Source organism: Cribrihabitans neustonicus (assembly GCF_048820895.1).
GTDB classification, from domain to species: Bacteria; Pseudomonadota; Alphaproteobacteria; order Rhodobacterales; family Rhodobacteraceae; genus Cribrihabitans_A; species Cribrihabitans_A neustonicus.
The window spans coordinates 41,216-66,245 of record NZ_JBMERQ010000009.1; the positions used below are offsets into that span (position 1 = coordinate 41,216).

The following is a 25,030-nucleotide window of genomic DNA, read 5'->3' on the forward strand; positions in this document are numbered from 1 at the left end:
AGAGGGGGCGCAAATGGACAAAAAAGATGATTTCACCCTGCAGGATTTCCTGCCCTTCCTGCTGAACCGCGCGGCCGAGGAAAGCTCGCTGGAATTTCAGCGCCATTACAAGGACCGCTATGGTATGCTGCGCACCGAATGGCGGGTGCTGTTCCACCTGGGCAGCTACGGCCAGATGACGGCAAAGGAGATTGGCGCGCGGGCGAAGATCCACAAGACCAAGATCAGCCGCGCTGTGGCCAAACTCGCGGAGAAGCGGTTTGTGACCCGCAGCCGCGACGAGACCGACCGGCGCGCCGAGCATCTTACGCTGACGCCGGCTGGGCAGGCGGCCTACCGCGACCTGCGCGAGGTGGCCAAGGCGTTCGATGCGGAGATGTGCGCCCGATTCACCGCGGGCGAGGTTGCGATTTTGCGGCATATGCTGCGCAAATTAGCAGGGATCGAAGCGTAGACATTGGCTGCGCGAGGCCCCAAATGAAGGCGATTAATTGAAAGGCAAAAAATGATTCAAGTTGACGTCAATGCCGGCCCTTTGATTGCCTGGCTGATGGAGCAGGGCCTGCAGGGTGCCCGGCAGCAGGACCTGCTGCAGGGCTATTGCCTGCGGCTGGCTGATGCCGGAGTGCCGCTGTGGCGCTTCCACCTGGCGCAGCGCGCGTTCCATCCGCGGTTTGGCGGCATCGGCTTCAACTGGACCCGCGCCGCGGGGATTTCGCACGAGCATTACGAATACCGCGAAAGCCCGCGCGAGGAATGGCTGCGCAGCCCGTTCTACCATATCCTGGAGCACGACCTGGAGGAGTTCCGCGAGAACCTCGAAAACGGCGCGCCGGAGGAATTCCCGCTGCTGCCCGAACTGCGCGAGCGCGGCGCCACGGAATATTTTGCCAAGGGCCTGCGCTTTGCCCCGCCCGATGCCGGGCCGAACGACCCGCGCCACCCGCAGGAAGGCATGCTGGTGTCCTGGACCACCGACCGCAAGGGCGGCTTCACCAGCCGGGAGCTGGACCTGATCCGCACCACGCTGCCGCATTTGGGGCTGGCGCTGAAATCTTCCTCAAACCGGCAAATGGCGAGCGATCTTTTGCAGGTTTACCTGGGCCGCGATGCCGGCCGCAGGGTGCTGTCGGGCGAGATCCAGCGCGGCTCCTCCGAGAAGATCGACGCGGTGCTGTGCCTGTTTGACCTCAAGGGCTTCACCGAGCTGGCAGAGGCGCTGCCCGGCGAAGAGCTGATTGAGATGCTGAACGGCTATTTCGGCCTCGCGGTGGCAAGTATCCAGGCGCATGGCGGCAACATCCTGAAGTTCATGGGCGACGGCATGCTGACCATGTTCAATCTCGGCAGCATCGAAGAGGACGCTCATGCCGCACTCGCCGCCGCCAACGAGCTCTGCGGCAAGGTGCGCGCCCACAACGCCGCGCGCCAGGCGGAAAACCTGCCGACTATGGGCTTCACCCTTGCCGTCCATGCGGGCGAGATCCTTTATGGCAACGTCGGGGCAGAGAACCGGCTGGATTTCACCGTGATCGGCCAAGCGGTGAACCAGACCGCACGGATCTCGGACATGCACCGTTCGGTCGGGCAGAACATCATAGTGTCCGAGGAGGTGAAGGCGGCGGCCAGGGGTACAAACCACGACCTGGTGTCGCTGGGGCGCTATATGCTGCGCGGCGTCGCGGATCCGATCGAGCTCTATACGATCTACCGCGGCAAATGCGGCTGCGACGGCTGAGCTTTCCTGGGGCCCGGGCTTCAGTCCGGGGCGCGGGCCGCTAGGGGACGGTCAGAGGCTGACCTCGACCCCCGGCAGGTTCATTTCCTTCATCATGTCGCGGAGCTCCTGCCGCGCGGCGATGTTGGAGATGTTCAGCTGCTTGACGCCGACGTCCTTGAGGTCCAGCAGCGTGAGCCCGCGAGGGAACAGCTCGCGGAAGATCACCCGCTCGGAGAAACCCGGCGCCACGCGGAAACCGATGCGGCGCGACAGCATGTTGATTGCCCGCTCCATCTTTTCCTTGTTGACCATGCGCTGGGTGCCGACGCGGTTGCGGACCACGATCCAGTCGATTGGCTTCAGCCCGGCCTGGGCGCGCAGCTGGCGGGCGTTCCAGACCATTTCGGAATAGACTGAGGGGCCGGTGATCTTCTCGCCTTTGTGGTCGACATGCGCGAGCAGGTCGAAGTCCACGAAACTGTCGTTCAGGGGCGTGATCAGCGTGTCGGCCAGCGAATGCGCCACCTGGCTCAGGCGGGTGTGCGAGCCGGGGCAGTCGATCAGGATGAAATCATGGCCGGGCTCCAGGCTCGCAACGGCAGCAGAGAGCCGATGATCATAGACGTTCTCGCCCGGCTGAAGGCTGGCGGCGTCGATTTCCGGCAGCTCATGCATTTCCACCGTCGGCAGGTCGAGCCCGGCCTTGGCCATGAATTCCTTGCGGTTTTCCAGATAGCGGCCCAGCGAACGCTGCCGCAGGTCCAGATCCAGCGCCGCCACCCGGTGGCCGAGGCGGGCCAGGGTGGTGGCGACATGCATGGAAACAGTTGATTTGCCCGCGCCGCCCTTCTCGTTTCCGACGACAATGATATGCGCCATGTACCGGTTCCTTCGCTCATACGCGCATGCGCACGTCCTTGTTCCGGCCCTGTATAGGCACTGTTCCCGGCCAAGAAAAGCGCCGGGCACGGGCTGGTAAACTTAGTGTATCACTTGTGTTTTCCGGGTCCCGCGGGCTTGCGCTGCGGACGCGCGTCGCCGCCCTTGGCACCCTTGCCGCCAAAGGCGGCCGCGGCGCGGGCCTTGTTCTTCTTGCTGGTGGGCTTGCCCACGGGCGGCTTCGGCCCCTTGGCGCGCTGCGGTTTGCCCGGTGCGTTCGGGTTTACCATCCGCTTGGACGTGTCCGAGGCGCCCGAGGGCTTGAGCGGTTTGGCGACGGCAGCGGGTTCGGGCTTCTTGAAGCGGCCTTCGGGCTTGTCGCGGCGCGGGCCCTTCCCATCGGCACTGTCGCGGCGCGGCTTGTCTTTCCAGTCCGCGCGCGGCGGGCGGCTGTCGCGGTCGGCACCAAAGCCGCGCGGCTTGCCAGCCGGTTTGCCACGGGGGGCAAAGGAGTCCTCGGACTTCTTCTGATACGGCTTGCGGTCCGCGGGTTTACGGCCCTCATAGCCGCCGCCGTCACGGTCGCCGCGCGGCTTGTCCCAGTCCCGCTTTTCCCAGTCCCGCTTTTCCCGGTCCGGTTTGCCGCCCTCGGGCTTGCCGCGGTGCGGCTTGCCCTTCGGGCCGCGCGGGCCGCCAAAGCCGCCGGGGCCGCCCGGGCCGCGGCGCGGGGCCGGCGGCAGGTCGGGGGCCTCGGCCAGGCGGGTCAGCTCGACGCCCGGTTCCAGCTCGGATTTGCCGCCAAGCGCGCTGAGGAAGCCCTCGACCGCGCCTTCGCTGATTTCGGCAAAGGTTTCATTTTCCTGCACACGGATCGCGCCGATGGCGTCGCGCTCGATATTGCCGGCCTTGCAGAGCATCGGCAGCACCTTGCGGGGGTCGGCCCCGGCTTCGCGGCCGCCCGAAAGCGAGAACCAGACGCTGGGGCCGAACTCGCGGCGCTCCTTGCGCTCCTTGCGGGGCGGGGCGGCGTCTGCCGGGCCCAGCTCCTCGGGCGCGGAATGGCGGCTGCGGTAGAGGCGCAGGTAGGCGGCGGCGAGCTGATCGGGGGAGAACTGCGCCATCAGGGTCTCCACCCCGGACTGCTCGCTATCGGTCACCGGCTCCTGCCAGATCGCATCGCCCAGCATCCGCTCCTCGTCGCGCGCCAGCACTTCGTCGGCAGAGGGGGCTTCGCAGTGTTCCGCCGAAAGCTTGGCCCATTTCAGAAGGCGCAGCGCCTTGCTGCGTGCCTTCGGCGGCACGATGAGCGCGCTCACGCCCTTGCGCCCGGCCCGGCCGGTGCGGCCCGAGCGGTGCAGCAGGGTTTCGTGGTTCGAGGGCAATTCGGCGTGGATCACCAGTTCCAGACCCGGAAGGTCGATGCCGCGTGCCGCCACGTCGGTGGCCACGCAGACCCGCGCGCGCCCGTCGCGCATCGCCTGAAGCGCGTGGCTGCGCTCGGTCTGGGACAATTCGCCCGACAGCGTCACTACCGGCAGGCCGCGGTTGGTCAGCCGGGTCGCCAGCCGGTTCACCATCGCGCGGGTGTTGGCAAAGATGATCGCGCTCGGCGCCTCGTAGTAGCGCAGCACGTTGATGATCGCGTTTTCCGCGTCCTGCTGCGCCACCGCCATCAGCCGGTATTCGATATCGGCGTGCTGCGAGGTCTCCGCCACGGTCTTGATCCGCAGCGCGTCCTTCTGGAAGGTCTCCGCCAGGCTGGCGATTGCCGGCGGCACGGTGGCCGAGAACAGCAGCGTGCGGCGGTCCTCGGGCGCTTCGCCGAGGATGAATTCCAGATCCTCTCGGAAGCCCAGGTCCAGCATCTCGTCGGCTTCGTCCAGCACCACCGCGCGCACAGCGGAAAGGTCGATCGAGCCGCGCATGATGTGGTCGCGCAGGCGGCCCGGGGTGGCGGCGACGATATGGGCGCCGCGGGCCAGCGCCCGGCGCTCGTCGCGCATGTCCATGCCGCCGACGCAGGACGCGATGGAGGCATTCGCCCCGGCATAAAGCCAGCTCAGCTCATGTTTCACCTGCAGGGCCAGTTCGCGCGTCGGCGCAATCACCAGGGCCAGCGGTGCCGCGGCCTCGTCAAAGCTTTCGCCCTCGCCCAGAAGGTCCGGCGCCAGCGCCAGCCCGAAGCCCACCGTCTTGCCGGAGCCGGTCTGCGCCGAGACCAGAAGGTCGCGGCCTTCCACCTCGGGCTTGGTCACTGCCTCCTGCACTTGCGTCAGGGTGTCATAACCGCGCTGTTCGAGCGCGTTGGCCAGGGCTTGTTTCACGGGCAGGGTATCTTTCCCGCGCAGCCAGCTGCCGCGCGCAAGGGAGAACAGAAAAAAGGCTGCCCGTCAGGGGCAGCCTTCGGGATGTGTCGAGTAATACGCAGTGGCTTAGAAGCCCAGGCCTTCGTATTTCTTCTTGAACTTGGAGACGCGGCCGCCGGCATCCATCAGGCGCGAGGTCCCGCCGGTCCAGGCCGGGTGCACCGAGGGGTCGATGTCCAGCGACAGCTGGTCGCCTTCGGAACCCCAGGTGGAGCGCATCTTGAGGACGGTGCCATCGGTCATTTTGACGTCGATGAAGTGGTAGTCGGGATGGGTGTCTTTTTTCATGATACCGCTCCTCAGGCTTTCTTGGGCTTGTAGTTCGCGTCTTCTGCGATCCGGGCCGACTTGCCGCGGCGCGCACGCAGGTAGTACAGCTTGGCGCGGCGCACACGGCCGCGGCGCACCACTTCGATCGAGTCGATGTTGGTGGAATAGAGCGGGAACACGCGCTCCACGCCTTCGCCAAAGGAAATCTTGCGGACGGTGAACGAACCGGCAATCCCTGCGCCGTTCTTGCGGCTGATGCAGACGCCTTCGTACATCTGCACGCGGGTGCGCGAGCCTTCGGTCACCTTGTAGCCGACACGGATGGTGTCACCGGCTTTGAAGTCGGGGATCTCTTTCCCCAGGGCGGCGATCTGTTCCGCCTCCAGCTGTGCGATCAAGTCCATCGCAACTCTCCTAATCTGCCCGCGGTTCACGCCGCGGAGGTTTCTGCCGTCATGAGAGCTCCTGGTCTTCACCGGGTCCCGCCTCGCGGCCCGCCAGAGATCACGCCGTTCGTTTCTTGAGTATTGCGGCGGGCCGGCTGGGAGGGGCCGAAGAAGGCCGGGCAGCTTTGAGTGGCAAACCGCAAAAAGGCCCGGAGCCGCGCAAGCGAATCCAGACCGGCGCTTCATACGGCCGCCGGCGCCGCAAATCAAGGGCAATCGCGCCCGGGCCGGCTTCCGCCGGCGGGGCTTGGCCCAGCGGCTATCGGCTCAGGACTTGGATTTGGCCTCCTGGTAGGCCCGCCACAGATCCGGGCGCCGCTCCCGCGTAATCTCCTCGCTCATCGCGCGGCGCCATTCAGCGATCTTGCCGTGGTGGCCCGACATCAGGACCTCTGGGATGGCGCGGCCCTGCCATTCGGCCGGACGGGTATATTGCGGATGCTCCAGCAGACCGGAGGAAAAGCTCTCTTCCTCGGCCGAAGCCTGATTGCCGAGCACGCCGGGCAAGAGCCGGACAGTGGCGTCGATCAGCGCCTGTGCGGCGATCTCGCCGCCGGTCATCACGAAATCGCCAAGGCTCACCTCCTGGATGCCGTAGTGCTGCAGCACCCGCTCGTCGACGCCCTCGAAGCGGCCGCAGAGCAGGGTGAGCCCGTCGCAGCGCGCGAAGTTCTGCATCATCTGCTGATCCATCCGCCGCCCGCGCGGTGACAGGTAGATCAGCGGCCAATTGCCGCTGGCGCCTTCCATCGTGTGATCGATCGCCTCACCCAGCACATCCGCGCGCAGCACCATGCCGGCGCCGCCGCCTGCAGGGGTGTCATCGACGTTGCGGTGCTTGCCGATGCCGAACTGGCGCAGGTCCACCGTCTCCAGCTGCCAGAGCCCGTCCTGCAGCGCCTTGCCGGTCAGGCTCTCTCCCAAGACGCCGGGAAAGGCGGAGGGAAACAGGGTGATGATCTTTGCCTTCCACACCCCGGCCAGGTCCGGCGTGGGCGTGATCAGCTCGCGCGGCTTCAGGGTGGGGCGGATGGCCTTGCGGCCGTGGGATTTATTTGGTGCACTCATGAGAAGGTGTTTAGTCGAGCCAGTTCTGCGCGCAATAAAAAGCTTTTGGAGATTGCATGAGTTCAGAAATGCAGCGAGCGGCCGCCGGGGACGATCCGTTTACTGTGATCGACCGGGTTCAGGCCCGCGCCGAAGCGCTCTGGCCGCGGGTGGCGACGGGTGCTGGGATTCCCGAAGCTGGGGTTGTGTTTCGCAGGATGCAGGTCAATCGTCGGCTTGAACATCGCCGCTGTGTATTGGAAGTCCGGGCCGCAAGCGGCCAAAGTTATGTTCTGAGGGCCGATTTTGAGGACAATAACCCGCATCGGTTGATGAGATTTTTGAAACGGCACGAGGAGGCTGTTGACGACCTGAAGCCGGTGGCTGGCGTGTCTGCACCAGCCCTCCTGTGGCGGGACACACAGCACCCTCTGGCTCTTATGGAATTTGTCCGTGGTGATACAGCTTACCGTGAATTGGCGCTCACTGAATACGGTGTTGGCGACAGAAACCATGTATTGCGGCGTATCGGGCATGCAGTGGCCGCTTTGCACAGGGTTTCGGACGCAGGCCAGCGGAAATTCTGGCCGAAGCCATTTGTCGCTCGTGTGTCCCGCCAGGCTCAGGAGGTACGCGACGGGCGGTTACTGGTCCCCAAACCTAATAAGTTTTTAGGGTTGTGTGCTTTCCTGCACCGGTCGGCGCGGCGGGCCCGGGGGCATTCGTTTCGCGGCGCGGTCGAGCATGGCGACTTGCACCTGCGCAATATACTGCTGTCGGAAACAGCCGTTTCCTTCATCGATTTCTCTAACCATGACAGCATTTTTCCGCAGCGCGATCTGGCCAATATTTGGCTGGCAAACTGCCCTGACCATCTGGCCTCGCAAGGCCGGACGCCTGGTTTCGGATTGGTAGCGCAAGCGGACTGGGATGCGTTTCAGGAAGGGTATGGTGCGGAACTGGTTCATGACCCTGTATTCCGCTTTTTCTACGCACACCGCCTGTTGAAGAACTGGGTGGGGTTGTCCCGTAAACCGACTATGCAGGACCCGAGAACCAAGCGGGTCGCGGCCAGCATCGTCGAAGTGTTTGATGCACTGCTGGCCAGTGAAACAGGATGAGCGGATTTCTTCAGAACAGCCCTTCCGGCGGGTCGGCGACAATGCGGCCCTGGGCGAGGTCAACGGTGGGCACCGCTGCCTTGGTGAAGGGCAGCAGCACGGTGGCCTTGAGGCCGGGCCCGTGGATCTCCAGGAGGTCAGCCGCGCCGTGGTTCTGCACCGATTTTACCCGGCCCAGCAGGGTGCCGCCGGTGTCATGCACCTCCAGCCCGATCAGGTCAGCGTGGTAGAACTCGTCATCCGGCAGCGAGGGCAGCTGATCGCGGCGGGCAAACAGTTGCAGCCCTTTGATGGCGTCGGCGTCCTCCTTGGTTTCAACACCGCTCAGGATGGCGGCGAAGCCGTTCTTGACGGGCCGGGTGATGGTCAGAGTGTAGCTCTGGCTGCCGTCCTCGCTGGTCAGCGGGGAGTAGCTTTCGATTTCTTCCGGCACCGCGCAGAAGCTCTTCAGGCGCACCTCGCCGCGGACGCCGAAAGCGCCGGCCACCGCGCCCACGCAGATCAGTTCGCTCATCGTCTCATTCCTTTGCACAGAAGCCGTTGCGCTGCCAGGTTCCGCCGGCCGCTTCGCAGCGTTCGCTCTGGTTGTTGCGCTCGGCGAAGATGCCAGCGGTAAAGGCCACTGCAACAAAAAACGCAAGCCGGATCAACCGTCCCACCGGCGGCCTCAGCGGGTCTCGACGGGCAGGGCGGCCATGCGCCTTTCCCAGCCCTGTTCCTCAAGTTCCGGTGTGCCCGAAAGCCGTTCCGGGTAGCCGATGCAAAAATAGCCAATGAGTGCCCAGCCCTCAGGGGCGTTGAGGTCGCGGTTCAGCTCTTCGGGATCAAGCACTGAGACCCAGCCGAGGCCGAGACCTTCAGCGCGCAGCGCCAGCCAGAACAGGGTGATCGCGGTCACCACCGAATAGCGGCGCATCTCCGGCATGGTGGCGGCGCCGAGGCCGGACCCTTGCGCGGTTTCATCGTCGCAGTAGATCGCCAGCTGCACCGGCGCGTCTCGCATGCCCGAGAGCTTCAGCCCGGCATAGCGTTCCGCCTTGGCGCCGGAGTAGCCCGCAAGCGCGCGGGCGTTGGCCGCTTCGAAATTCTTCAGCGCAGCGGCGCGGGCGGTTTCGCTTTCCACCCGCAGGATGCGCCAGGGTTCGCTCAAGCCCACGGAGGGGGCGAGCGGGATGGCGGCGAGGCAGCGCGCGAGCACCGCCTCTTCCACCGGGTCAGAACGGAACCGGCGCACATCGCGCCGGAGCCGCATCAGCAGATCCAGCTGGCTGCGGAAGCCCTCGGGAAAAGCGCCCCGCAGCTCCACCGGATTATTCCGCGCTTTCAGCCGCTTCGGCGGCCTTGGCGGCTTTTTCTTCGGCGCGTTCCTGGGCTTTCTTGCCCGGGGTGCCTTTTTTCGGGTTGCTGCGCTCGGCCTTGGAGCGGACGCCTGCGGCTTCCAGCATGCGGGCGATGCGGTCGGTCGGCTGGGCGCCCTGGTCGATCCAGTGCTGCACGCGCTCGACGTCCATCTTCACGCGGTCTTCGGAATCTTTCGGCAGCAGCGGGTTGTAGGTGCCCAGCTTCTCGATGAAGCGGCCGTCGCGCGGCATGCGGCTGTCAGCTGCCACGATGCGGTAGAAGGGACGCTTTTTCGAGCCGCCGCGGGCCAGACGGATTTTCATTGCCATGGGTTCAGTCTCCTTTGATGGCGTTTTCCGGGAAAAGCCCCGGTTTGTCCTGTTGTGTGCTCTTATGCCGGGATCATTCCCGGTGTTTGTTGTGGTGGCGGATCACTTCATCGATGATGAAGTTGAGAAATGCCTTGGCGAACTCGGGGTCCAGCTGGGCCTGTTCCGCCAAGTCTTCAAGCCGTGCGATCTGGGCCGCCTCGCGGGCCGGATCGGACGGGGGAAGCTTATGTTCGGCCTTGAGCCGGCCGACTGCCTGGGTGTGCTTGAAGCGCTCGCCCAGGGTGTAGACCAGGATCGCGTCGAGCCGGTCGATGCTTTCGCGGTGTTCCTTCAGCAGCTCGGCGGCGCGGGCAACGGCGTCCTGCGCGGCGGCGTCTTGAGTGGCTGTAGTCATCTGTTCCTCCGCAGGGCATCACTTCCGGGGCGGGCGGTTTCGGCGCGTGCCGGCATCAGGCGGCCTCCCTTTGTTTCGGGTGGCGCCAGATCTGGCAGGGTTTGCCCATCAACTCGCCGTCCCGCTCAAAGCGTGCGCCGAGCCGTTCGGCCAGCTTCAGCGAGCGGGTGTTGGCCGGGTCGATAGGGGACATCACCCCGTCGAGCCCGAAGTGGCGGGCGCCGAAGCTGCGCGCGGCCAGCGCGGCCTCGAAAGCGATGCCCTTGCCTTCGGCGTCGGCATAGACGTGCCAGGCAAGCTCGGGCTCGTCCCAGCCCTCATTGTTGATGAAACCCACCCGGCCCAGCGGCGCGGTGCCGTCCTTCCCTGTGATCACCCACATGCCGTAGCCGCGCACCGCCCAGTGGCCGATGCTGCCGCAGAAACCGCGCCAGGCGTCTTCGCGCGGCTGCGGGCCGCCGACAAAACGGCTGCGGTCCGAGGCGATGAAGGCGGCATGCGCCTCGAAATCCGCGGCCTCGGGGGCGCGCAGGATCAGGCGGGCGGTTTCCACGCGGGGAACAGTGAACTGGACGGCGGCTGGCGTCATTGCAGTATCCTCGCCGCAGCAATCTGGCCGTGGCGGTAACGGTCCGGGTCGTGGCGCCAGGCGCGGATGTTCGGGGCGGGCTGCAGCCGGAAGGAGACCGGTTCGCCCGGCTGCGCGCCGATGCGGCGGGCAAGCGCAATGGAGGCTGCGTTTTCTTCGGGAATGTAGGAAACGATCGTATCCCAATTCTGTGCCGAGAATAGCCACTCCAGCACACATTCCGCAGCCTCGCTGGCGTAGCCTTTGCCGCGGGCGGTTTCGATCAGGTGCCAGGACAGCTCGGGCTCGGGCCAGCCCTTGGGGAACCAGGGGCCGACCAGGCCGACGGGATCGCCGGTGCTGCGTTCGATCACCACAAACAGCCCGTAGCCGCGCAGGTGCCAATGGCCAATGATCGAGGCGATCGACCACCAGAGCGAATCCGGATCATCCGAGGCCTCGAAGAAACGGGGCGCATCGGGGGCAAGGAACGCTTCGCTGGCGTCAAAGCCCGGTTCGGCCGGCGAGATCAGCATCAGCCGGGGCGAAATCAGCCGCGCAAAGCGGTGGAACTTGTCAGACATAACATCTCCCTTCGCCAGCCGGGCGCTGGGACCGGCTGGTGATTGAGCTACGTAATCCGGGAGTATGCTGCCGCCTGCGTAACATTCGGTTAAACCGCGGGTTCTGGCGGCCGGATGGCAGGGGCGCATGCAGCGGGGGAGGGCGGTCATGTGGGTGCCTCCATCCCTCGGACGCCGTCGAAGGTGTGGCGGTAGACCAGAACCGGCGCGTCAAACGCGGCTTCGGCACCGGTGTCGCGCCGGGCGCCAGAGCGTACAGCCGCGCGTGCGGAGCGGGTGTTGCCGGGATCGACGTAGCTCACCAGCGAGGGCAGCTCCAGTCCGGAGAGGGCGAAGTCGCGCACCGCCGCGATGGCCTCGGCCGCGAGGCCCTGGCCTTCGCAGGCGCCGCTCAGAAGATAGCCCAGCTCGTGCTCGCGGTCGCCGTATTCCATGCCGGCGGAGAAGAAGCCGGCGATATCGCCCGAGGCACGGAGTTCCGCCGTCCAGATGCCCGCGCCGCGCAGCTGCCAGCCCGCGACGTACTGGGTGAAATCCAGCCAGGCGTCCTGGCGGCTGAAGGGCCCGCCCATGTGGCGGGCGCGGTCCGACATCAGGATGGCGGCATAGGCCGGGAAGTCGTCCAGCCGCGGCGCGCGCAGAACCAGGCGCGCGGTCTCCAGCCGCGGCACGGGGCCGCCCATCTGCCGCGCGAGCGCGGCGGCAGCGCCGGAGGCGGGCGCCTCCCAGGGATATGCCGCCTGGCCGGTCACTTCTTCTTGCCGAAGCCGCTGAGGCCGCCTGGCAGGCCCATGCCGCCGCCGAGGCCGGGGAGACCGCCGGGCAGACCGCCGGGGAGGCCTTTGCCGCCGCCCATGGCCTTGGCTGCGGCTTCCAGCGCCTTGGGATCCATCTGGCTCGGGTCCATGCCCGCCATATCCGGCATGCCGCCCTTGCCGAACATGCCCTTCATGGCCTGTTTCAGCATCTTGCCTTTGCCCATCTTGCCCATCTTCTTCATCACAGCCGCCATCTGCCGGTGCATCTTCAGAAGCTTGTTGAGGTCGGAGACCTCCATACCGGAGCCGGCCGCGATGCGTTTTTTGCGGGAGGCCTGCAAGAGGGCGGGGTTGGCGCGCTCCTTCTTGGTCATCGACTGGATCATGGCGATCTGGCGCTTCAGCACCTTGTCGTCCATGCCCGCATCCTGCACCTGCTTGGCCATTTTGCCCATGCCGGGCATCATCGCCATCATGCCTTCCATGCCGCCCATCTGGAGCATCTGTTCAAGCTGCATCTTCAGGTCGTTCATGTTGAACTGACCCTTCATCATGCGCTTCATCATCTTCTCGGCCTGCTCGGCCTCGATGGTTTCCTGTGCCTTCTCGACCAGCGCCACGATGTCGCCCATGCCGAGGATGCGGCCCGCGATGCGCTCGGGCTCGAAGGTCTCGATGGCGTCCATTTTCTCGCCGAGGCCGACAAAGCGGATCGGCTTGCCGGTCACCGCGCGCATGCTGAGCGCAGCACCGCCGCGGCCGTCGCCGTCCATCCGGGTGAGCACCACGCCGGAGATGCCGATCTTGGCGTCGAATTCCTCGGCCACCTCGACGGCGACCTGACCGGTCAGGCCATCGACCACCAGCAGGGTCTCGCGCGGGGAGACCACGTTGCGGACCTCCTCGACCTCCTGCATCAGGGTTTCGTCGATGTGCAGGCGGCCCGCGGTGTCGAGCATGTAGACGTCATAGCCGCCAAGAGCGGCCTGCTGCTTGGCGCGCTTGGCGATGTCGACGGGCTTCTGGCCGGGCACGATCGGCAGCGTGTCGACGCCGATCTGCGCGCCGAGCACCGCCAGCTGGTCCATCGCCGCCGGGCGGTAGACGTCGAGCGACGCCATCAGGACGCGCTTGCCCTCTTTCTCTTTCAGCCGCTTGGCGAGCTTGCCGGTGGTGGTGGTCTTGCCCGAGCCCTGCAGGCCGACCATCAGGACGGGCGCCGGCGGGTTGTCGACCTTAAGCTTGCCTGGATCTTCCGAGCCGCGCAGCACGCCGATCAGCGCGTCATGCACGATCTTCACCACCTGCTGGCCCGGGGTTACCGACTTGGTGACCGCCTGGCCGGTGGCCTGCTCCTGCACCTTCTTCACGAAGTCGCGGGCAACCGGCAGCGAGACGTCGGCCTCCAAGAGGGCAACGCGCACCTCGCGCAGGGCGGTTTTCACGTCCTCCTCGCTGAGGGCGCCCTGTTTGGTCAGCCGGTCGAAGACGCCGGAAAGGCGTTCGGATAGATTTTCAAACATGCCTCTCGGCCTCCTTAGCCGGTTTCACCTGTAGTGTCCCCCGTATGTAGGGAACATGCGATCCATGCGCAAATGCCCCCAAGGTCGTGGTGTCTGTCGTGGGGGCAAACCAAACGAGTTTGCCCCCACGGGCGTGACACGCTGGTGGGGGGCGATCCCTGGCACGGGCAGGGACCGGAAGACTCAGTGCTTCCGGATGTTCGGGCAGGCGGTACCCTGAAAGCAGCGGCGAGTCAACCGTTGCGCCCCGGCTGCGGGAGCGTGCGGGCGGCTTGACGGAAGGGGGCGGCTGGCCGAACATGGATGGGAGCGGGCGCCTGCCGCGGGCCGAGTCTTCCTTTAGAGACCCCGGCCCCGCGTGACAGGCTCCGCCCGCGCGCGTTACGAGGCAGCGCGCATCTCAGGCAAGCGCCGCGCCCATGAGAGGCGCGCGGTTTTCCTCATTGGGCAGCCACACCAGCCGAGGGAGGATCTGAGAACATGCGCGTCTTTACCATACTGGGACCGTCGCAGTCCGGGAAATCATCACTGGCCAGGGCGCTGGCCGAACTGGACGGTGCCCCGGGCAAGCGTCAGGAGGTTGCAGGTGTCGCCGCTCTGCAACCTTTTTCATTCATGGGGGAGGACTGGGCCGCAATCGACATCGCAGGCGGAGCCGACAACCTCGCACAGGCGGGCCCGGCGCTGGCGGCCAGTGACGCCGCGGTGCTCTGCGTGCCGGCCGATGCCGGGGCTGCGGTGCTGAGTGCGCCGTATCTGCGCAAGCTGGAAGAGGCGGGTATCCCCGCCTTCATTTTTATCAACCGCATGGATCAGGCCACGGACCGGGTGGCGGAGATCGTAGCGGCGCTTCAGGCGTTCTGCGGCCACAACATCATCCTGCGCCAGGTGCCGATCCGGGCGGACGGACAGGTGGTCGGCGCGGTCGACCTCATCTCGGAGCGCGCCTGGCAGTACCAGGAGGGCCAGCCCTCGGCGCTGATCGAGCTGCCGGCGGCGATGCAGGCCCGCGAGCAGGAGGCCCGCACCGAACTGCTGGAAGCGCTGGCGGATTTCGATGACGCTCTCCTGGAAGAGCTGATCGAGGATCAGCAGGTGATGGCGGAGGAAGTCTATGACGTTGCCACCAAAGTCCTGCAGCATAACGACCTGATCCCGGCGCTGATGGGCTCGGCCGAGCACAGGAACGGCATTCTGCGGCTGATGAAGTCGCTGCGCCACGAGGCGCCGGACGTGGGCGCCGCGCTCAAGCGGCTGTCGCCGGACGGCAGCGTGGTGGCGGTTGGCTGCATGGCGGATCTGGTCAAGCACCTTGGCAAGACGGTGATGGTGCGCGCGCTTGATGGCGGCATGGGCAACGGGGCGCCTCTTGGCGGTGCGACGCTCGGGGCGCTCACCGGCATCGGCGGCGCGGTCAGCAACGCGATGCTGGCGGGCGACATGGGGCAGGCGGTGAAATCGGACCACCTGAACCTTGGCTTTGCCTATGGCCGCGACGGCCCCGCCCCGCTGCCGGACTGGGCACAGCCCCGGCCTTCGACCTTCTGCCGGGTACTCACTCCGGTGCATGAGCGTGACGATGCCCGGCTCTCGTCGGCATTGGAGCGGCTGGCGGAGATCGACCCGGCGCTGCGGGTGAGCCAGGACGAGGCCTCGGGCCGCGCGCTCCTGGCCCTGCAAGGCCCGCTGCACCTGCGCCGCATCATGCAGACCCTGAAGGACGAGTTCGGGATTGAGGTGGAAGAGCAGCCGGTGCCGCCGGCGCTGCGGGAGACCATCACCAAACCGGTGCAGATTCATCACCGCCACCGCAAGCAATCGGGAGGCGCGGGGCAGTTTGCCGATGTGGTGATCGAGCTTGCGCCGATGCCGCGCGGCAGCGGCTTTGTTTTTGAGGAGACCGTGAAGGGCGGCGCGGTGCCCAAGAACTACATTCCCTCAGTCGAGGCCGGCGCACGCGAGGCGCTTGTGCAGGGCCTAAACGGCCATCCGGTGGTTGACGTCAAGGTCACGCTGAAGGATGGCAAGCACCATTCGGTCGACAGTTCCGACTATGCCTTCCGCACCGCCGGCAAGAACGCGGTCAGGGAAGCGCTGGCGGAGGCCGGGGTGATCCTGCTGCAACCGATCATGCGGGTGCAAATTCATGTGCCCTCTGTCTTTACCGGCGGGCTGGTGCCGATGGTTAGCGGCATGAAGGGGCAGATCCTGGGGTTCGAGGCCGAGGACGGCGTTGCGGGCTGGGACGTGTTCGAGACCCTGCTGCCGATGGCGGCCCAGGACGAGCTGTGCAACACGCTGGCCAGCGCAACCCGCGGCACCGGCTGGTTCAGCACCGACTTCGACCATTACGAGGAAGCCAGGCGAGCCGATTTCGCGGACGCGTGAAGCCCGCTTGTCCGCAAAGCTGGATGCAGGCGGCGCTTCGCCCCTTGCATCCGGCGGCAATCCGGCGTGATCTGCGCCGCAATTCGAACCCGAACTGCGGAGTAAGACTATGGACGCATCCTCGGCCTTTCAGGACAGCCTGCCTGTCACCTCGGACGCGCTGTTGCGCCAGCTTGACGATTGGGGGCTCGCCTGCACGCTGCACGAGCACGTGCCGCTGCGCACGGTGGAGGATGCCAAATCGGTGGAAGCGCAGTTCCTGTTGCCGGGGCAGAAGGCCTTGCGCGTCAAGAACCTCTACCTGCGGGACAAGAAGAAGCGGAACTACCTGGTGACACTGCAGCAGGATCGCGAGATAAACCTCAAGGCGCTGGCGGCAGCGCTGGGCGCGGGCAACCTCTCCTTCGGTTCGGCCGACCGGCTGATGGAGAACCTCGGCATCCGCCCCGGCGCGGTGAGCCCTCTGGCGATGATCACCGGCGCGGAGAAGGGCGTGGCGTTCTACCTCGACAAGGCGGCGCAGGAAGCAGAGGTGATCTGCATGCACCCGCTGGTGAACGACCGCACCGTAGTGATGGCGCGGGAGGACGTAATGGCGTTTTTCGAGAGAACCGGCGTCACGGTGAACTGGATCTAAGCCGCAGGCAAAGCCGTGCGGCGGCCTTCGGCCCTGTCCCGCGCTGGGCACCCATATTGCCGGTCTGAGGCGGCCAATCACGAAGCAGGGCCGCAGGAAAAAGGGCCGGAGTCACCTCCGGCCCTCGCTTTCAGCAGGGGTGCCCGGTCAGGCAGCCAGCGCCTCGATCTGGCCCTTTGCCTTCTCCAGCGCGCCATCGGCATCCACCGCCATGGCATCTGCCGCGACCAGCTCCACCTCGGTGATGCCGAGGAAGCTTAGCATGTGGCGCAGGTAGCCGGTGGCAAAGTCGATCTCGGACCCGGCCGGGGTGCCGCCAGAGGCCAGCGCAATGATCGCGCGCTTGCCTTCAAGGAGCCCAACGGGGCCGTTTTCGGTGTACTTGAAGGTCAGCCCGGCGCGGGCCACCAGATCAATCCAAGCCTTCAGCGCCGCGGGCACCGAGAAGTTGTAGACCGGGGTTCCGATCACGATGGTATCGGCGCGCTGAAGCTCCTCCACCAGCGAGTCCGACAGCGCCAGATGCGCCTCCTGTGCCGCGCTGCGCTGATCGGCTGGGGTGAAATTGGCAGCGACCCAATCCTCGGTCAGGAGCGGAAGCGGGCTGGCGAGATCGCGGCGGATGACCTCCTCAGCGCCCAGCCGCGCGGTGATGCGGGCAGACAGATCGCGGGTGACCGAGCCTTCGCGGCGGGCCGAGGAGTCGATGTGCAGAACGGTGTTGGTCATGGTGGTGTTCCCTTGCTCATTGCTGAGGGAGAAATGGGATATTGCATTTACGAACTCAATGCTGCTTTCTTCACATGGGGTGTGCGCCTGCGCGCAGCTGATGGGGCGAGGAGCCTAAGATGGAGTGGTCTGATGGATAACTGGGACGAGGTCCGCACTGCCTATCAGGTGGCGCGCATGGGCACGGTCAGCGGCGCCGCGGAGGTGCTGGGCGTGCATCATGCCACCGTGATCCGCCATATCGACGCGATCGAGGCGCGGCTTGGGGTCAAGCTGTTCCACCGCCACGCCCGCGGCTACACGCCGACCGAGGCGGGGCAGGACCTGCTGCGCGTGGCGCAGGCCACCGATGACCAATTCAATCAGCTGGTCGGGCGGCTGAAGGGGCAGGGCGATGATGTCTCGGGCGAACTGGTGGTAACCTCGCTCGCGTCCTTCGCGCCGATGATGGTGCCGGCGCTGAAGGACTTCCAGGACATGCACCCGGGGCTGATCATCCGCTACCTGACCGGCGACAGGCTGTTCCGGCTGGAATATGGCGAAGCACATGTGGCGATCCGCGCGGGCTCGGTTCCGGATCAGCTCGACAACGTGGTGCAGCCCTTCATGAAGCAGCAGATCGGCCTTTATGCCTCTAAGGACTACGTGGAGCGATACGGGCCGCTCAAGGGGCTGGAGGATTTTGCCAACCACCGCTTCGTCGGCCAGGATGACGAAAACACGAGGGCGCCGTTTTCGCGCTGGCTGAGAGCACATGCTCCGGCCGAGGCGATCGCCTTCCGCTGTACCAACGGCTTCACCATGCAGGCCGCGTTGCGCGCCGGTGCAGGTATCGGCTTCATGGCGGCCTGGGAGGCGCGCCAGCAGCCGGATCTGGTAGAGATGATGGCGCCCCTCGAGGAATGGTCGGGCGCGCTTTGGCTGGTAACCCATGTCGACCTGCACCGCACCACCAAGGTGCAGGCCTTCCTCAGCTTCCTCAAGGAACGGGCCAAGCAGTGGCAGCTCTGAGCGAAGCGCTGAAGGGGCATCTGGCGATGCTTTTGTTCTCGGCCCTGGTGGCGGGGTCGTTCTCGCTTGGGGTGATGGTGGCAAACGAGATCGCACCCGCGGCGCTGAATGCGGCGCGCTTCGGCATTGCCGCTGTTGTGATCGGCATCGCGGCGCTTGCGACCACCGGGCTCAGGCGCAGCCAGTTCCGGGCGTCCTGGCGTTACGTCCTGCTCGGCGGGCTCTTCGGCGGTTATTTCGTGCTGATGTTCTACGGGCTGAAGACGGCGGCACCGGTAAGCGCGGCAGCGGTCTTTACCCTGGTGCCGGTGATGAGCGCGCTGTTCGGCTGGCTGCTGCTGAGGCAGGTGACCACGCGCTGGATGGCGCTGGCGCTGGCGATCGGGGCGGCGGGCGCAGTCTGGGTAATCATGCGCGGCGACCTGCAAGCGCTCGCTGCCTTCGAGATCGGCCAAGGCGAGATCATCTATTTCTGGGGCTGCGTGCTGCACGCGATCTACACGCCGATGGTGAGGAAGCTGAACCGGGGCGAGCCTGCGGTGGTCTTCACCTTCGGCACGCTGATTGCCGGGGCGGCACTGCTGCTGACGCTGGGCTGGCGCGACATAACTGCCACCAACTGGCTGGCGCTGCCGCCGATTGTCTGGCTCGGGCTGTTCTACCTTGCGCTTTTTGCCAGTGCCGCGACCTTCGTGCTGCTGCAATATGCGGCGATGCGGCTGCCTTCGGCCAAGGTGATGGCCTATACCTACCTTACCCCCAGCTGGGTGATTTTGTGGGAGATCGCCCTGGGCCGCGCCGCACCGCCGGGACTGGTGCTGGTGGGCGTGGCGATGTCGGCGCTGGCGCTGGTGATGCTTCTTGAAAGCGACGCCAAGCCTGCGCGCGCCAAGGTCTGAGTCTGATAAGGCTGTATCGGGCGGGAAGAATCGGATTTTCCGGCGGCTTAGCTTTCGCCGCCCTCGCCCAGCTCGGTTTCGAGGAAACGTTCGAAGGCTTCCAGGTTCACCGGCTCGAACTGGCCGAAGCCCTGCATCCAAACCGAGACCGCGCGCATCGCGTCGGGTTCCAGCTTGCACCACTTCACCCGGCCGCGCTTCTCCTGCGCGATCAGCCCGGCGCGGGTGAGGATCGCCAGATGCTTGGAGACCGCGGCCAGCGACATCTCGAAGGGCTCGGCCACGTCGGTCACCGCCATGTCATCTTCCAGCAGCATGGTCAGGATCGCCCGGCGGGTCGGATCGGCCAAAGCGGCAAAGACGCTGTCGAGAGGATCGCTCATGCCTTCACTCCTAGCCAGCGTCCCGCGGTTTGACAATCTGGCAAATCCGGCAGAGGCTGCGCGTTTTCAGGCAGGGGCGGCTGTCATGGCATTGAAATACTGGCTTGTGATTTTCATTCTCGGCATCGGCTGGGGCATGTCCTTCATGTTTAACGCCATCCTTCTGCGCGAGCTCGGGCCCCTGTCGGTCTCGATGGGGCGGGTCGGCTTCGGGGCGCTGGGCTGCTGGATCTACGTGCTGGCGGCGCGGAAGCGCGTGCCGCTGGCGCCGAAGCGCTGGCTGGCGCTGTTCGGCTTCGGCGCGCTGACCTATGCCGGGCCCTTTGCCTTCTACGCCATCGGCCAGCAGCATATCGCCAGCGGCGTCGCCGGGATCGTCAATGCCTCCACCCCGGCCTTCGCGGTCGTCGTGTCGCATTTCTGGCCCAGCAGCGAACGGGCGACGGTACTGAAGACGCTGGGCGTGGTCTGCGGGTTTGCGGGCATCGTGGTGCTGTCGCAGCCGATCCTGGCAAGCGGCGAGACGTCGGCGGCCTGGGCGGTGCTGATCACCCTGCTGGCGCCGCTCTGCTATGCGATCTCGGTCAACATCGCGCGCAACTTCCGCGACATGGAGCCGGTGGCGCTGGTGGCGATTGCCATGACCGGCGCCACGGCGGCGATCGCGCCGCTTGCGCTCTGGAGCGACGGCCTGCCGCATATCACCCGGGCTGAGACCTGGGCCTCGCTCTTCGTGATCGGCTTCGTGCTGACTTCCGCCGCCTTCATCGCCTTCTACTGGGTGCTGCCCAAGGTGGGGCCGACCAATACCACGCTGCCGACCCTCATTGCGCCGGTCTCGGCGCTGGTTATGGGCACTTGGATCCTGCAGGAGGAGCTGCTGGCCGAACACCTCTGGGGCATGGCGGCGATCCTCTTCGGGCTGCTGCTGATCGACGGGCGCATCCTGCGCTGGCGCCGGGCCGGAGCGCCTGCGGGTTAAGATCAACCGCGCGGTTGAATATGCATTTTGGCGGCTTTCCGCGGGGATACGCACCGCGCGGGCAGCGCGATGCCCGTGATGTGATATTTTTATCCATTGTTTTTCAGCGTCTTGCGCGGAGATTTCAGCGGCAATCCTTGTAATTGACTCTGGCGCCCCGCCGGCTTAGCACCCTTCCAAGATTTCGCGTGAGGATGGCGCCCGTGACAGACGACGACCAAAAGCAGCGCCTGGCGCAGCTGGAGGAGAGGCTGGCGAAGGCGCGTAAGGCCCAGGAGCCCAAGCCGCGCGCGGATCAGCACTATTCGATGGCGAACCTCGCCTGGCGGATGGTGATCGAATTGGTGGCCGGTCTCGGGATCGGTTTCGGCATCGGATACGGGCTCGACCTGCTGTTTGGCACGCTGCCCGTCTTCATGGTGCTGTTTGTATTTCTGGGGCTTGCGGCCGGGGTAAAGACGATGCTCCGCAGCGCGCAGGAGATCCAAGAGAAGAAACTGGCCGAAGAGGCCGACGAGAATGCGCAGGACCGGGACTGATCCGGCGGGATCGGCAGACGGTGACAGGAGAAGCGGACAGATGGGCAAAATTTTCTTTTACGTAGCGCTGGCGCTGGTGCTGGTCTCGGGCCTGATTTTCACTCCCGCGGAGTCGAAGCTGGCGATCCACCCGATGGACCAGTTCGAGGTAAAGCCGCTGTTCGGCGGTGAGCACGTGGCCTGGTACACCCCAACCAACGTGACCCTGTGGATGGCGCTGGCCGTGGCCGCGGTGTTTGCACTTCTGGTGCTGGGCTCCTCGCGCCGCGCCATCGTGCCCTCACGCGCACAGTCGGTGGCGGAGCTGGCCTATGGCTTCATCTACAAGATGGTGGAAGATGTGACCGGCAAGGAAGGCGTCAAGTTCTTCCCCTATATCATGACCCTGTTCATGTTCATCGTGATGGCCAACTTCCTGGGCCTCATTCCGATGTCCTTCACCACCACCTCGCATTTTGCCGTCACCGCTGTGCTGGCGCTGCTGGTCTTCGTGACCGTGACCGTCACCGGCTTTGTGCTGCACGGCACCAAGTTCCTCGGCCTGTTCTGGGTGAGCTCGGCGCCGCTGCTGCTGCGCCCGGTGCTGGCGGTGATCGAGCTGATTTCCTACTTCGTGCGTCCGGTCAGCCACTGCATCCGTCTTGCAGGCAACGTGATGGCGGGCCACGCGGTTCTGAAAGTGTTCGCAGGCTTCGCAGGTGCCCTCGGTGTAGGTGCCTTCCTGCCGGTCTTCGCGATCACCGCGGTCTACGCACTCGAAGTTCTCGTGGCCTTCATCCAGGCCTACGTGTTCACCATTCTGACCTGCGTCTACCTGAAAGACGCGCTGCACCCCGCCCACTAAGGGCAGGCTGCACGGTCCGGAAATCTACAATCAACTTCCAATCGTAAGGAGATATCACAATGGAAGGCGATCTCGCATACATCGGCGCAGGCCTGGCAGGCATGGGTACCGGCATCGCGGCTCTCGGGGTTGGCAACGTTGCAGCCAACTTCCTGGCCGGCGCGCTGCGCAACCCCTCCGCGGCTGCTTCGCAGACCGCAACCCTGTTCATCGGCATCGCATTCGCAGAAGCACTGGGCATCTTCTCGTTCCTGGTTGCCCTGCTGCTGATGTTCGCCGTCTAAGACCTTAGGAACCTTTTTCCTTACGGCCGGGCGGTGCGGAACCCCGCACCGCCCGGTGTAACGGCAAGTTCCCAAGGAGGACGACATGGCATCTAGTACGAATGATGCAGCTCAGGGCGCAGCGGACGCGGCGCACGGCGGTGGCGGCATGCCGCAGCTGGACTTCTCGACCTTCGGGAACCAGATTTTCTGGCTCGCAGTCACGCTGGTCGCGATCTACCTGATCCTGTCGCGCGTCGCGCTGCCCCGCATTGGTGCGGTGCTGGCCGAGCGCCAGGGCACGATCACCAACGACATTGCCGCGGCCGAGGACCTGAAGGCCAAGGCCGCCGAGGCTGAAGCTGCCTACAACCAGGCGCTGGCGGATGCCCGTGCCGAGGCGCAGCGGATCGCAGCCGAGACCCGTGCCGAAATCCAGGCTGACCTGGACGAGGCCATCGCCAGAGCCGACGAGCAGATCGCCGCCAAGGCGGCCGAGTCGGAAAAGGCGATTGCCGAAATCAAGGCGGGCGCGCTGGAAAGCGTGAAAGCCGTCGCCACCGACACCGCAGAGGCCCTGGTGGCCGCTCTGGGCGGTTCGGCGGAGAAGGACGCGATTGCCAAGGCAGTTGCAGAACGGACGAAGGGATAAGGACATGCGCAACATTCTCGCTCTTGCCCTGACCTTTGGCGCAGCCGGCCCGGCACTGGCGGCGGAAGGCCCGTTCTTCTCGCTGGCCAACACCGACTTCGTGGTGGTGCTGGCGTTCCTGCTGTTCGTCGGCATCCTGCTGATGGCGAAGGTTCCGAGCATGCTGGGCAAACAGCTCGACGGCCGGTCCGAAACCATCCGCAAGGAGCTGGAGGAAGCCCGGGCGCTGCGTGAAGAAGCGCAGACCATCCTGGCCTCCTACGAGCGCAAGCAGAAGGAAGTTCAGGCCCAGGCAGAGGCAATCGTCGCCGCAGCCCGGGACGAGGCTACCCGCGCGGCCGATCAGGCCAAAGCGGATCTGGAAGTTTCCATCGCGCGCCGGATCAACGCCGCCGAGGAGCAGATCGCTGCGGCGGAAGCATCGGCAGTGAAGGAAGTCCGTGACCAGGCGATCACCATCGCCGTCGCCGCTGCGGATGAGGTGATCTCCAAGCAGATGACCGCAGCCGAAGCCAACAAGCTGATCGACGCGGCAATCGCGGATGTGGACGCCAAGCTGCACTAAGCAGCCCCTGGGCCGGTCGTATCCGCCTTAAGAAAAGAACCCGGCCCTCGCGGCCGGGTTTTTCGTTGGCAGGGGGAGGGGCCGCGCCGGGCAAGGCGCCGCGGCCTTCTTTTCACGCAGCGGCATCGCCGCGGGCGGCTTGGCTTTGCAGGGCTGGCTCGCATTCAAGCTCCAGTGTCAGCCCGAGGCTCTTGAACAGGGGCAGACGGCGGGCGGCAAAGGCATGGGCACGGGCCCGCAGCACCGCGAGGTTCTCCTCCTCCGTTTCCAGCACCCGGCCTTCGTGCTGCAGCCGCTGGCCCTGCGGCGCGAGGATCTGCCAGGCGAGACCGGCCCAGTCCTGGGGTGTTTCGCGCCCTTCGCTGCGGGCCAGCAGGAACAGCTGCTCGAACCAGTCCACCGCGATTCCGCCACCAGTGAGGGGGGAGGCGAGGAAGCGGTAGGTCTCGATCTCCTCGGCCCGTTTGCAGACCGCAAGGTTGAAGGCGCGGCATCGCTCGGCACGCTCGGCCAGTCCTTCCCGCGGCAGGCAGGGCGCGATATGGCCTGCGCCTGTGAGCAGCGTCAGCATCCGGGTGATGCGGCCCCAGACCATGTCCCCGAAGGCGCCTTTGTCCAGCAGCTCCCGCACCGTGGCGGGACCGCGGGAGAGCGCGCTGAGGACCGGACCATAGTGCGCCTGCTCCAGCAGCTCGCCGGTCTGGCTTTCGGGCAGTTTCAGAACGCCGCCATTGTAGGGTCTGGTCAGCGCCAGCGGGGTTTCGAACCAGGCCCCTACAGCGCCGCGCTGGGTGTGGGGCAGGCGCCCGCGCACAAACAGGTCGCTGCGGAACTGGGCGTTCACAAGGATGTCGCGCAGCCCCTCGCGGCACACCGGGTCGGCCTCTGCCGCGAGCATTTCGCATTGCGCGCCGGTCAGCACGATGTCGTCGACGCGGTCGAGCGGACTGGCGGCACCGAGGAAACTGAGCTTGGAACCTGCCAGATCCTGCGCCACGTCAGCGAAGTGAAACGGCGTCCAGTCCTTGTTGAAGAACTCATGCGCGAGGTAGTTGGCGGGCATGCCCTCCAGCTTGGCAAGGCGTGTGGTGGCGGAGGGGTTGGCGGCGAAATAGCCCGCACCTGCCTGTTGCAGCAAGGAGGCGAACTCTACTGCCTCGCCGATGCGCGGCGCCAGCGGGCCGCTGCCCTGGGCGGCACGGTCCGCAAGGATGCGCCGGAGCGGCAGCGCCGCGGCCCAGCCGGGCAGGGCGTTGTAGCTGATGTAAACCAGCCCGCCCGGCTTGAGCCGCTGCGACAGAAAGCCGAGGATATGCTGCTGGTTCTCCCGCGACACCCAACTGTAGACACCATGCAGTGCGATCACGTCGAAGGCATCGGGCAGACCCGGGGCATCCCCGAATTCCAAAAAGCTGCGTTCGTGGAAGGTGACATTGTCCAGCCCGGCCTCCGCGGCCAGCTCGGCCGCGCCCGCGATCATCGCCGGGTTAAAGTCCATCGCGTGGAACTGCACGTGCGGATTGGCCGCCGCCAGGAGGTTCGCCGAAAACCCCTGCCCGCAACCCAGCTCGCAATAGGTAAGACCCGGTTTGCCCAGCCCGTGTTTCATCCCTTGCGAGGTAACGCTGAAGGCCATGTTCGCAGGAGAGAGCTCCTGGAAGAAATCGTGCGTGTAGTCGAGGTCGGCGACGTAGCCGGACGTCCAGTCGTTCATGAAATGCCTTGCCTAACCGGGTGTGGGACGGTGGGATGTAGGCCCAGTTTTTCTCAAATTCGTGAGAAATGCGTA

30 protein-coding genes are annotated in these 25,030 nt (G+C 65.6%); 13 read left to right on the plus strand and 17 right to left on the minus strand.

Annotated elements, in window-relative coordinates:
• Positions 1–13 precede the first annotated feature (13 nt).
• Both ACOHWE_RS16145 and ACOHWE_RS16150 read left to right on the plus strand, forming a co-directional pair.
• On the plus strand, positions 14–454 hold the full coding sequence (locus tag ACOHWE_RS16145; protein ID WP_420667752.1) for a MarR family winged helix-turn-helix transcriptional regulator: 441 nt from the start codon (positions 14–16) through the stop codon (positions 452–454).
• A 51-nt stretch (positions 455–505) separates the two neighbouring features.
• A complete protein-coding gene (locus tag ACOHWE_RS16150) occupies positions 506–1,738 on the plus strand; it encodes an adenylate/guanylate cyclase domain-containing protein (RefSeq protein ID WP_420667753.1) in 1,233 nt (410 codons plus the stop codon).
• Positions 1,739–1,789: 51 nt separating this feature from the next.
• Here ACOHWE_RS16150 and ACOHWE_RS16155 read toward each other — a convergent pair whose 3' ends face one another.
• From ACOHWE_RS16155 to trmD, 5 genes are all read right to left on the minus strand, one after another.
• Positions 1,790–2,599 carry a division plane positioning ATPase MipZ gene (locus ACOHWE_RS16155; RefSeq protein WP_420667754.1) on the minus strand — a complete coding sequence of 270 codons (810 nt, stop codon included), beginning with the start codon at positions 2,597–2,599 and terminating at the stop codon, positions 1,790–1,792.
• Between the two features lie 110 nt (positions 2,600–2,709).
• Positions 2,710–4,923, minus strand: a complete 2,214-nt coding sequence (locus tag ACOHWE_RS16160; protein WP_420667755.1) for a DEAD/DEAH box helicase — start codon at positions 4,921–4,923, stop codon at positions 2,710–2,712.
• Between the two features lie 108 nt (positions 4,924–5,031).
• Positions 5,032–5,253 carry a 50S ribosomal protein L31 gene (rpmE, locus tag ACOHWE_RS16165; protein ID WP_420667756.1) on the minus strand — a complete coding sequence of 74 codons (222 nt, stop codon included), beginning with the start codon at positions 5,251–5,253 and terminating at the stop codon, positions 5,032–5,034.
• An 11-nt stretch (positions 5,254–5,264) separates the two neighbouring features.
• The gene (gene rplS / locus ACOHWE_RS16170) at positions 5,265–5,639 is read right to left on the minus strand and encodes a 50S ribosomal protein L19 (protein WP_420667757.1); all 375 of its coding nucleotides are present in this window, start codon (positions 5,637–5,639) and stop codon (positions 5,265–5,267) included.
• 309 nt (positions 5,640–5,948) lie between these two features.
• Complete coding sequence (trmD, locus tag ACOHWE_RS16175) at positions 5,949–6,749, minus strand: tRNA (guanosine(37)-N1)-methyltransferase TrmD (protein ID WP_420667758.1); 801 nt, start codon at positions 6,747–6,749, stop codon at positions 5,949–5,951.
• A 56-nt stretch (positions 6,750–6,805) separates the two neighbouring features.
• Here trmD and ACOHWE_RS16180 point away from each other — a divergent pair, with 56 nt between their 5' ends.
• Positions 6,806–7,849: an aminoglycoside phosphotransferase family protein gene (locus ACOHWE_RS16180; RefSeq protein WP_420667759.1), complete on the plus strand. Its 1,044-nt coding sequence runs from the start codon at positions 6,806–6,808 to the stop codon at positions 7,847–7,849.
• A 10-nt stretch (positions 7,850–7,859) separates the two neighbouring features.
• On the opposite strand, the gene rimM is transcribed toward ACOHWE_RS16180, so the two are convergent.
• The 9 genes from rimM to ffh all read right to left on the minus strand — a co-directional run bounded on the left by rimM (position 7,860) and on the right by ffh (position 13,349).
• On the minus strand, positions 7,860–8,363 hold the full coding sequence (rimM, locus tag ACOHWE_RS16185) for a ribosome maturation factor RimM (RefSeq protein ID WP_420667760.1): 504 nt from the start codon (positions 8,361–8,363) through the stop codon (positions 7,860–7,862).
• A 4-nt stretch (positions 8,364–8,367) separates the two neighbouring features.
• Entirely contained in the window at positions 8,368–8,508 is a 141-nt protein-coding gene (locus ACOHWE_RS16190) for a hypothetical protein (protein ID WP_420667761.1), read from the minus strand.
• Positions 8,509–8,516: 8 nt separating this feature from the next.
• The gene (gene bluB / locus ACOHWE_RS16195; protein ID WP_420667762.1) at positions 8,517–9,155 is read right to left on the minus strand and encodes a 5,6-dimethylbenzimidazole synthase; all 639 of its coding nucleotides are present in this window, start codon (positions 9,153–9,155) and stop codon (positions 8,517–8,519) included.
• A gap of 4 nt (positions 9,156–9,159) precedes the next feature.
• Positions 9,160–9,519 carry a 30S ribosomal protein S16 gene (gene rpsP / locus ACOHWE_RS16200; RefSeq protein ID WP_420667763.1) on the minus strand — a complete coding sequence of 120 codons (360 nt, stop codon included), beginning with the start codon at positions 9,517–9,519 and terminating at the stop codon, positions 9,160–9,162.
• A 73-nt stretch (positions 9,520–9,592) separates the two neighbouring features.
• A complete protein-coding gene (locus tag ACOHWE_RS16205) occupies positions 9,593–9,916 on the minus strand; it encodes a chorismate mutase (protein ID WP_420667764.1) in 324 nt (107 codons plus the stop codon).
• Positions 9,917–9,971: 55 nt separating this feature from the next.
• On the minus strand, positions 9,972–10,505 hold the full coding sequence (locus tag ACOHWE_RS16210) for a GNAT family N-acetyltransferase (RefSeq protein WP_420667765.1): 534 nt from the start codon (positions 10,503–10,505) through the stop codon (positions 9,972–9,974).
• Positions 10,502–11,068: a GNAT family N-acetyltransferase gene (locus tag ACOHWE_RS16215; protein WP_420667766.1), complete on the minus strand. Its 567-nt coding sequence runs from the start codon at positions 11,066–11,068 to the stop codon at positions 10,502–10,504. Before ACOHWE_RS16215 ends, ACOHWE_RS16210 begins: the two co-directional genes overlap by 4 nt.
• A 146-nt stretch (positions 11,069–11,214) precedes the next feature.
• Entirely contained in the window at positions 11,215–11,820 is a 606-nt protein-coding gene (locus ACOHWE_RS16220; protein ID WP_420667767.1) for a GNAT family N-acetyltransferase, read from the minus strand.
• Complete coding sequence (ffh, locus tag ACOHWE_RS16225; protein WP_420667768.1) at positions 11,817–13,349, minus strand: signal recognition particle protein; 1,533 nt, start codon at positions 13,347–13,349, stop codon at positions 11,817–11,819. The genes ACOHWE_RS16220 and ffh overlap by 4 nt, the downstream gene beginning before the upstream one ends.
• A gap of 480 nt (positions 13,350–13,829) precedes the next feature.
• Between ffh and ACOHWE_RS16230 the strand changes: the two genes are divergently transcribed.
• Both ACOHWE_RS16230 and ACOHWE_RS16235 read left to right on the plus strand, forming a co-directional pair.
• The gene (locus ACOHWE_RS16230; RefSeq protein WP_420667769.1) at positions 13,830–15,737 is read left to right on the plus strand and encodes an elongation factor G; all 1,908 of its coding nucleotides are present in this window, start codon (positions 13,830–13,832) and stop codon (positions 15,735–15,737) included.
• A gap of 109 nt (positions 15,738–15,846) precedes the next feature.
• A complete protein-coding gene (locus tag ACOHWE_RS16235) occupies positions 15,847–16,374 on the plus strand; it encodes a prolyl-tRNA synthetase associated domain-containing protein (RefSeq protein ID WP_420667770.1) in 528 nt (175 codons plus the stop codon).
• 147 nt (positions 16,375–16,521) lie between these two features.
• Here the strand turns inward: ACOHWE_RS16235 and ACOHWE_RS16240 are convergent, their stop codons facing one another.
• Positions 16,522–17,103 carry an FMN-dependent NADH-azoreductase gene (locus ACOHWE_RS16240; RefSeq protein WP_420667771.1) on the minus strand — a complete coding sequence of 194 codons (582 nt, stop codon included), beginning with the start codon at positions 17,101–17,103 and terminating at the stop codon, positions 16,522–16,524.
• A gap of 132 nt (positions 17,104–17,235) precedes the next feature.
• On the opposite strand from ACOHWE_RS16240, the gene ACOHWE_RS16245 reads away from it, so the two are divergent.
• Together ACOHWE_RS16245 and ACOHWE_RS16250 are read left to right on the plus strand one after the other, a co-directional pair.
• A complete protein-coding gene (locus ACOHWE_RS16245; RefSeq protein ID WP_420667772.1) occupies positions 17,236–18,114 on the plus strand; it encodes a LysR family transcriptional regulator in 879 nt (292 codons plus the stop codon).
• Entirely contained in the window at positions 18,111–19,013 is a 903-nt protein-coding gene (locus ACOHWE_RS16250) for a DMT family transporter (protein WP_420667834.1), read from the plus strand. Before ACOHWE_RS16245 ends, ACOHWE_RS16250 begins: the two co-directional genes overlap by 4 nt.
• 47 nt (positions 19,014–19,060) lie before the next feature.
• Here ACOHWE_RS16250 and ACOHWE_RS16255 read toward each other — a convergent pair whose 3' ends face one another.
• Positions 19,061–19,396: an ArsR/SmtB family transcription factor gene (locus ACOHWE_RS16255; protein ID WP_420667773.1), complete on the minus strand. Its 336-nt coding sequence runs from the start codon at positions 19,394–19,396 to the stop codon at positions 19,061–19,063.
• Positions 19,397–19,481: 85 nt separating this feature from the next.
• Between ACOHWE_RS16255 and ACOHWE_RS16260 the strand changes: the two genes are divergently transcribed.
• The 6 genes from ACOHWE_RS16260 (at position 19,482) to ACOHWE_RS16285 (ending at position 23,241) form a co-directional block, all read left to right on the plus strand.
• Positions 19,482–20,378: a DMT family transporter gene (locus ACOHWE_RS16260; protein ID WP_420667774.1), complete on the plus strand. Its 897-nt coding sequence runs from the start codon at positions 19,482–19,484 to the stop codon at positions 20,376–20,378.
• 194 nt (positions 20,379–20,572) lie between these two features.
• Positions 20,573–20,917: an AtpZ/AtpI family protein gene (locus ACOHWE_RS16265; RefSeq protein WP_420667775.1), complete on the plus strand. Its 345-nt coding sequence runs from the start codon at positions 20,573–20,575 to the stop codon at positions 20,915–20,917.
• Positions 20,918–20,957: 40 nt separating this feature from the next.
• Entirely contained in the window at positions 20,958–21,761 is an 804-nt protein-coding gene (locus tag ACOHWE_RS16270; protein ID WP_420667776.1) for a F0F1 ATP synthase subunit A, read from the plus strand.
• Between the two features lie 59 nt (positions 21,762–21,820).
• Entirely contained in the window at positions 21,821–22,045 is a 225-nt protein-coding gene (locus ACOHWE_RS16275; RefSeq protein WP_005636439.1) for a F0F1 ATP synthase subunit C, read from the plus strand.
• Between the two features lie 85 nt (positions 22,046–22,130).
• The gene (locus tag ACOHWE_RS16280; protein WP_420667777.1) at positions 22,131–22,676 is read left to right on the plus strand and encodes a F0F1 ATP synthase subunit B'; all 546 of its coding nucleotides are present in this window, start codon (positions 22,131–22,133) and stop codon (positions 22,674–22,676) included.
• Positions 22,677–22,680: 4 nt separating this feature from the next.
• Positions 22,681–23,241, plus strand: coding sequence for a F0F1 ATP synthase subunit B (locus tag ACOHWE_RS16285; RefSeq protein WP_420667778.1), 561 nt, complete (start codon positions 22,681–22,683; stop codon positions 23,239–23,241).
• A 112-nt stretch (positions 23,242–23,353) separates the two neighbouring features.
• Here the strand turns inward: ACOHWE_RS16285 and ACOHWE_RS16290 are convergent, their stop codons facing one another.
• Entirely contained in the window at positions 23,354–24,955 is a 1,602-nt protein-coding gene (locus tag ACOHWE_RS16290) for a class I SAM-dependent methyltransferase (protein WP_420667779.1), read from the minus strand.
• Between the last annotated feature and the right edge of the window lie 75 nt (positions 24,956–25,030).

Coding starts and splice junctions, on each gene's coding strand:
- ACOHWE_RS16145 (WP_420667752.1), top strand. CDS start 14: ATGGACAAAAAAGATGATTTCACCCTGCAGGATTTCCTGCCCTTCCTG.
- ACOHWE_RS16150 (WP_420667753.1), top strand. CDS start 506: ATGATTCAAGTTGACGTCAATGCCGGCCCTTTGATTGCCTGGCTGATG.
- ACOHWE_RS16155 (WP_420667754.1), bottom strand. CDS start 2,599: ATGGCGCATATCATTGTCGTCGGAAACGAGAAGGGCGGCGCGGGCAAA.
- rpmE (WP_420667756.1), bottom strand. CDS start 5,253: ATGAAAAAAGACACCCATCCCGACTACCACTTCATCGACGTCAAAATG.
- rplS (WP_420667757.1), bottom strand. CDS start 5,639: ATGGACTTGATCGCACAGCTGGAGGCGGAACAGATCGCCGCCCTGGGG.
- trmD (WP_420667758.1), bottom strand. CDS start 6,749: ATGAGTGCACCAAATAAATCCCACGGCCGCAAGGCCATCCGCCCCACC.
- ACOHWE_RS16180 (WP_420667759.1), top strand. CDS start 6,806: ATGAGTTCAGAAATGCAGCGAGCGGCCGCCGGGGACGATCCGTTTACT.
- rimM (WP_420667760.1), bottom strand. CDS start 8,363: ATGAGCGAACTGATCTGCGTGGGCGCGGTGGCCGGCGCTTTCGGCGTC.
- rpsP (WP_420667763.1), bottom strand. CDS start 9,519: ATGGCAATGAAAATCCGTCTGGCCCGCGGCGGCTCGAAAAAGCGTCCC.
- ACOHWE_RS16205 (WP_420667764.1), bottom strand. CDS start 9,916: ATGACTACAGCCACTCAAGACGCCGCCGCGCAGGACGCCGTTGCCCGC.
- ACOHWE_RS16210 (WP_420667765.1), bottom strand. CDS start 10,505: ATGACGCCAGCCGCCGTCCAGTTCACTGTTCCCCGCGTGGAAACCGCC.
- ACOHWE_RS16215 (WP_420667766.1), bottom strand. CDS start 11,068: ATGTCTGACAAGTTCCACCGCTTTGCGCGGCTGATTTCGCCCCGGCTG.
- ffh (WP_420667768.1), bottom strand. CDS start 13,349: ATGTTTGAAAATCTATCCGAACGCCTTTCCGGCGTCTTCGACCGGCTG.
- ACOHWE_RS16230 (WP_420667769.1), top strand. CDS start 13,830: ATGCGCGTCTTTACCATACTGGGACCGTCGCAGTCCGGGAAATCATCA.
- ACOHWE_RS16235 (WP_420667770.1), top strand. CDS start 15,847: ATGGACGCATCCTCGGCCTTTCAGGACAGCCTGCCTGTCACCTCGGAC.
- ACOHWE_RS16240 (WP_420667771.1), bottom strand. CDS start 17,103: ATGACCAACACCGTTCTGCACATCGACTCCTCGGCCCGCCGCGAAGGC.
- ACOHWE_RS16245 (WP_420667772.1), top strand. CDS start 17,236: ATGGATAACTGGGACGAGGTCCGCACTGCCTATCAGGTGGCGCGCATG.
- ACOHWE_RS16255 (WP_420667773.1), bottom strand. CDS start 19,396: ATGAGCGATCCTCTCGACAGCGTCTTTGCCGCTTTGGCCGATCCGACC.
- ACOHWE_RS16260 (WP_420667774.1), top strand. CDS start 19,482: ATGGCATTGAAATACTGGCTTGTGATTTTCATTCTCGGCATCGGCTGG.
- ACOHWE_RS16265 (WP_420667775.1), top strand. CDS start 20,573: ATGGCGCCCGTGACAGACGACGACCAAAAGCAGCGCCTGGCGCAGCTG.
- ACOHWE_RS16270 (WP_420667776.1), top strand. CDS start 20,958: ATGGGCAAAATTTTCTTTTACGTAGCGCTGGCGCTGGTGCTGGTCTCG.
- ACOHWE_RS16275 (WP_005636439.1), top strand. CDS start 21,821: ATGGAAGGCGATCTCGCATACATCGGCGCAGGCCTGGCAGGCATGGGT.
- ACOHWE_RS16280 (WP_420667777.1), top strand. CDS start 22,131: ATGGCATCTAGTACGAATGATGCAGCTCAGGGCGCAGCGGACGCGGCG.
- ACOHWE_RS16285 (WP_420667778.1), top strand. CDS start 22,681: ATGCGCAACATTCTCGCTCTTGCCCTGACCTTTGGCGCAGCCGGCCCG.
- ACOHWE_RS16290 (WP_420667779.1), bottom strand. CDS start 24,955: ATGAACGACTGGACGTCCGGCTACGTCGCCGACCTCGACTACACGCAC.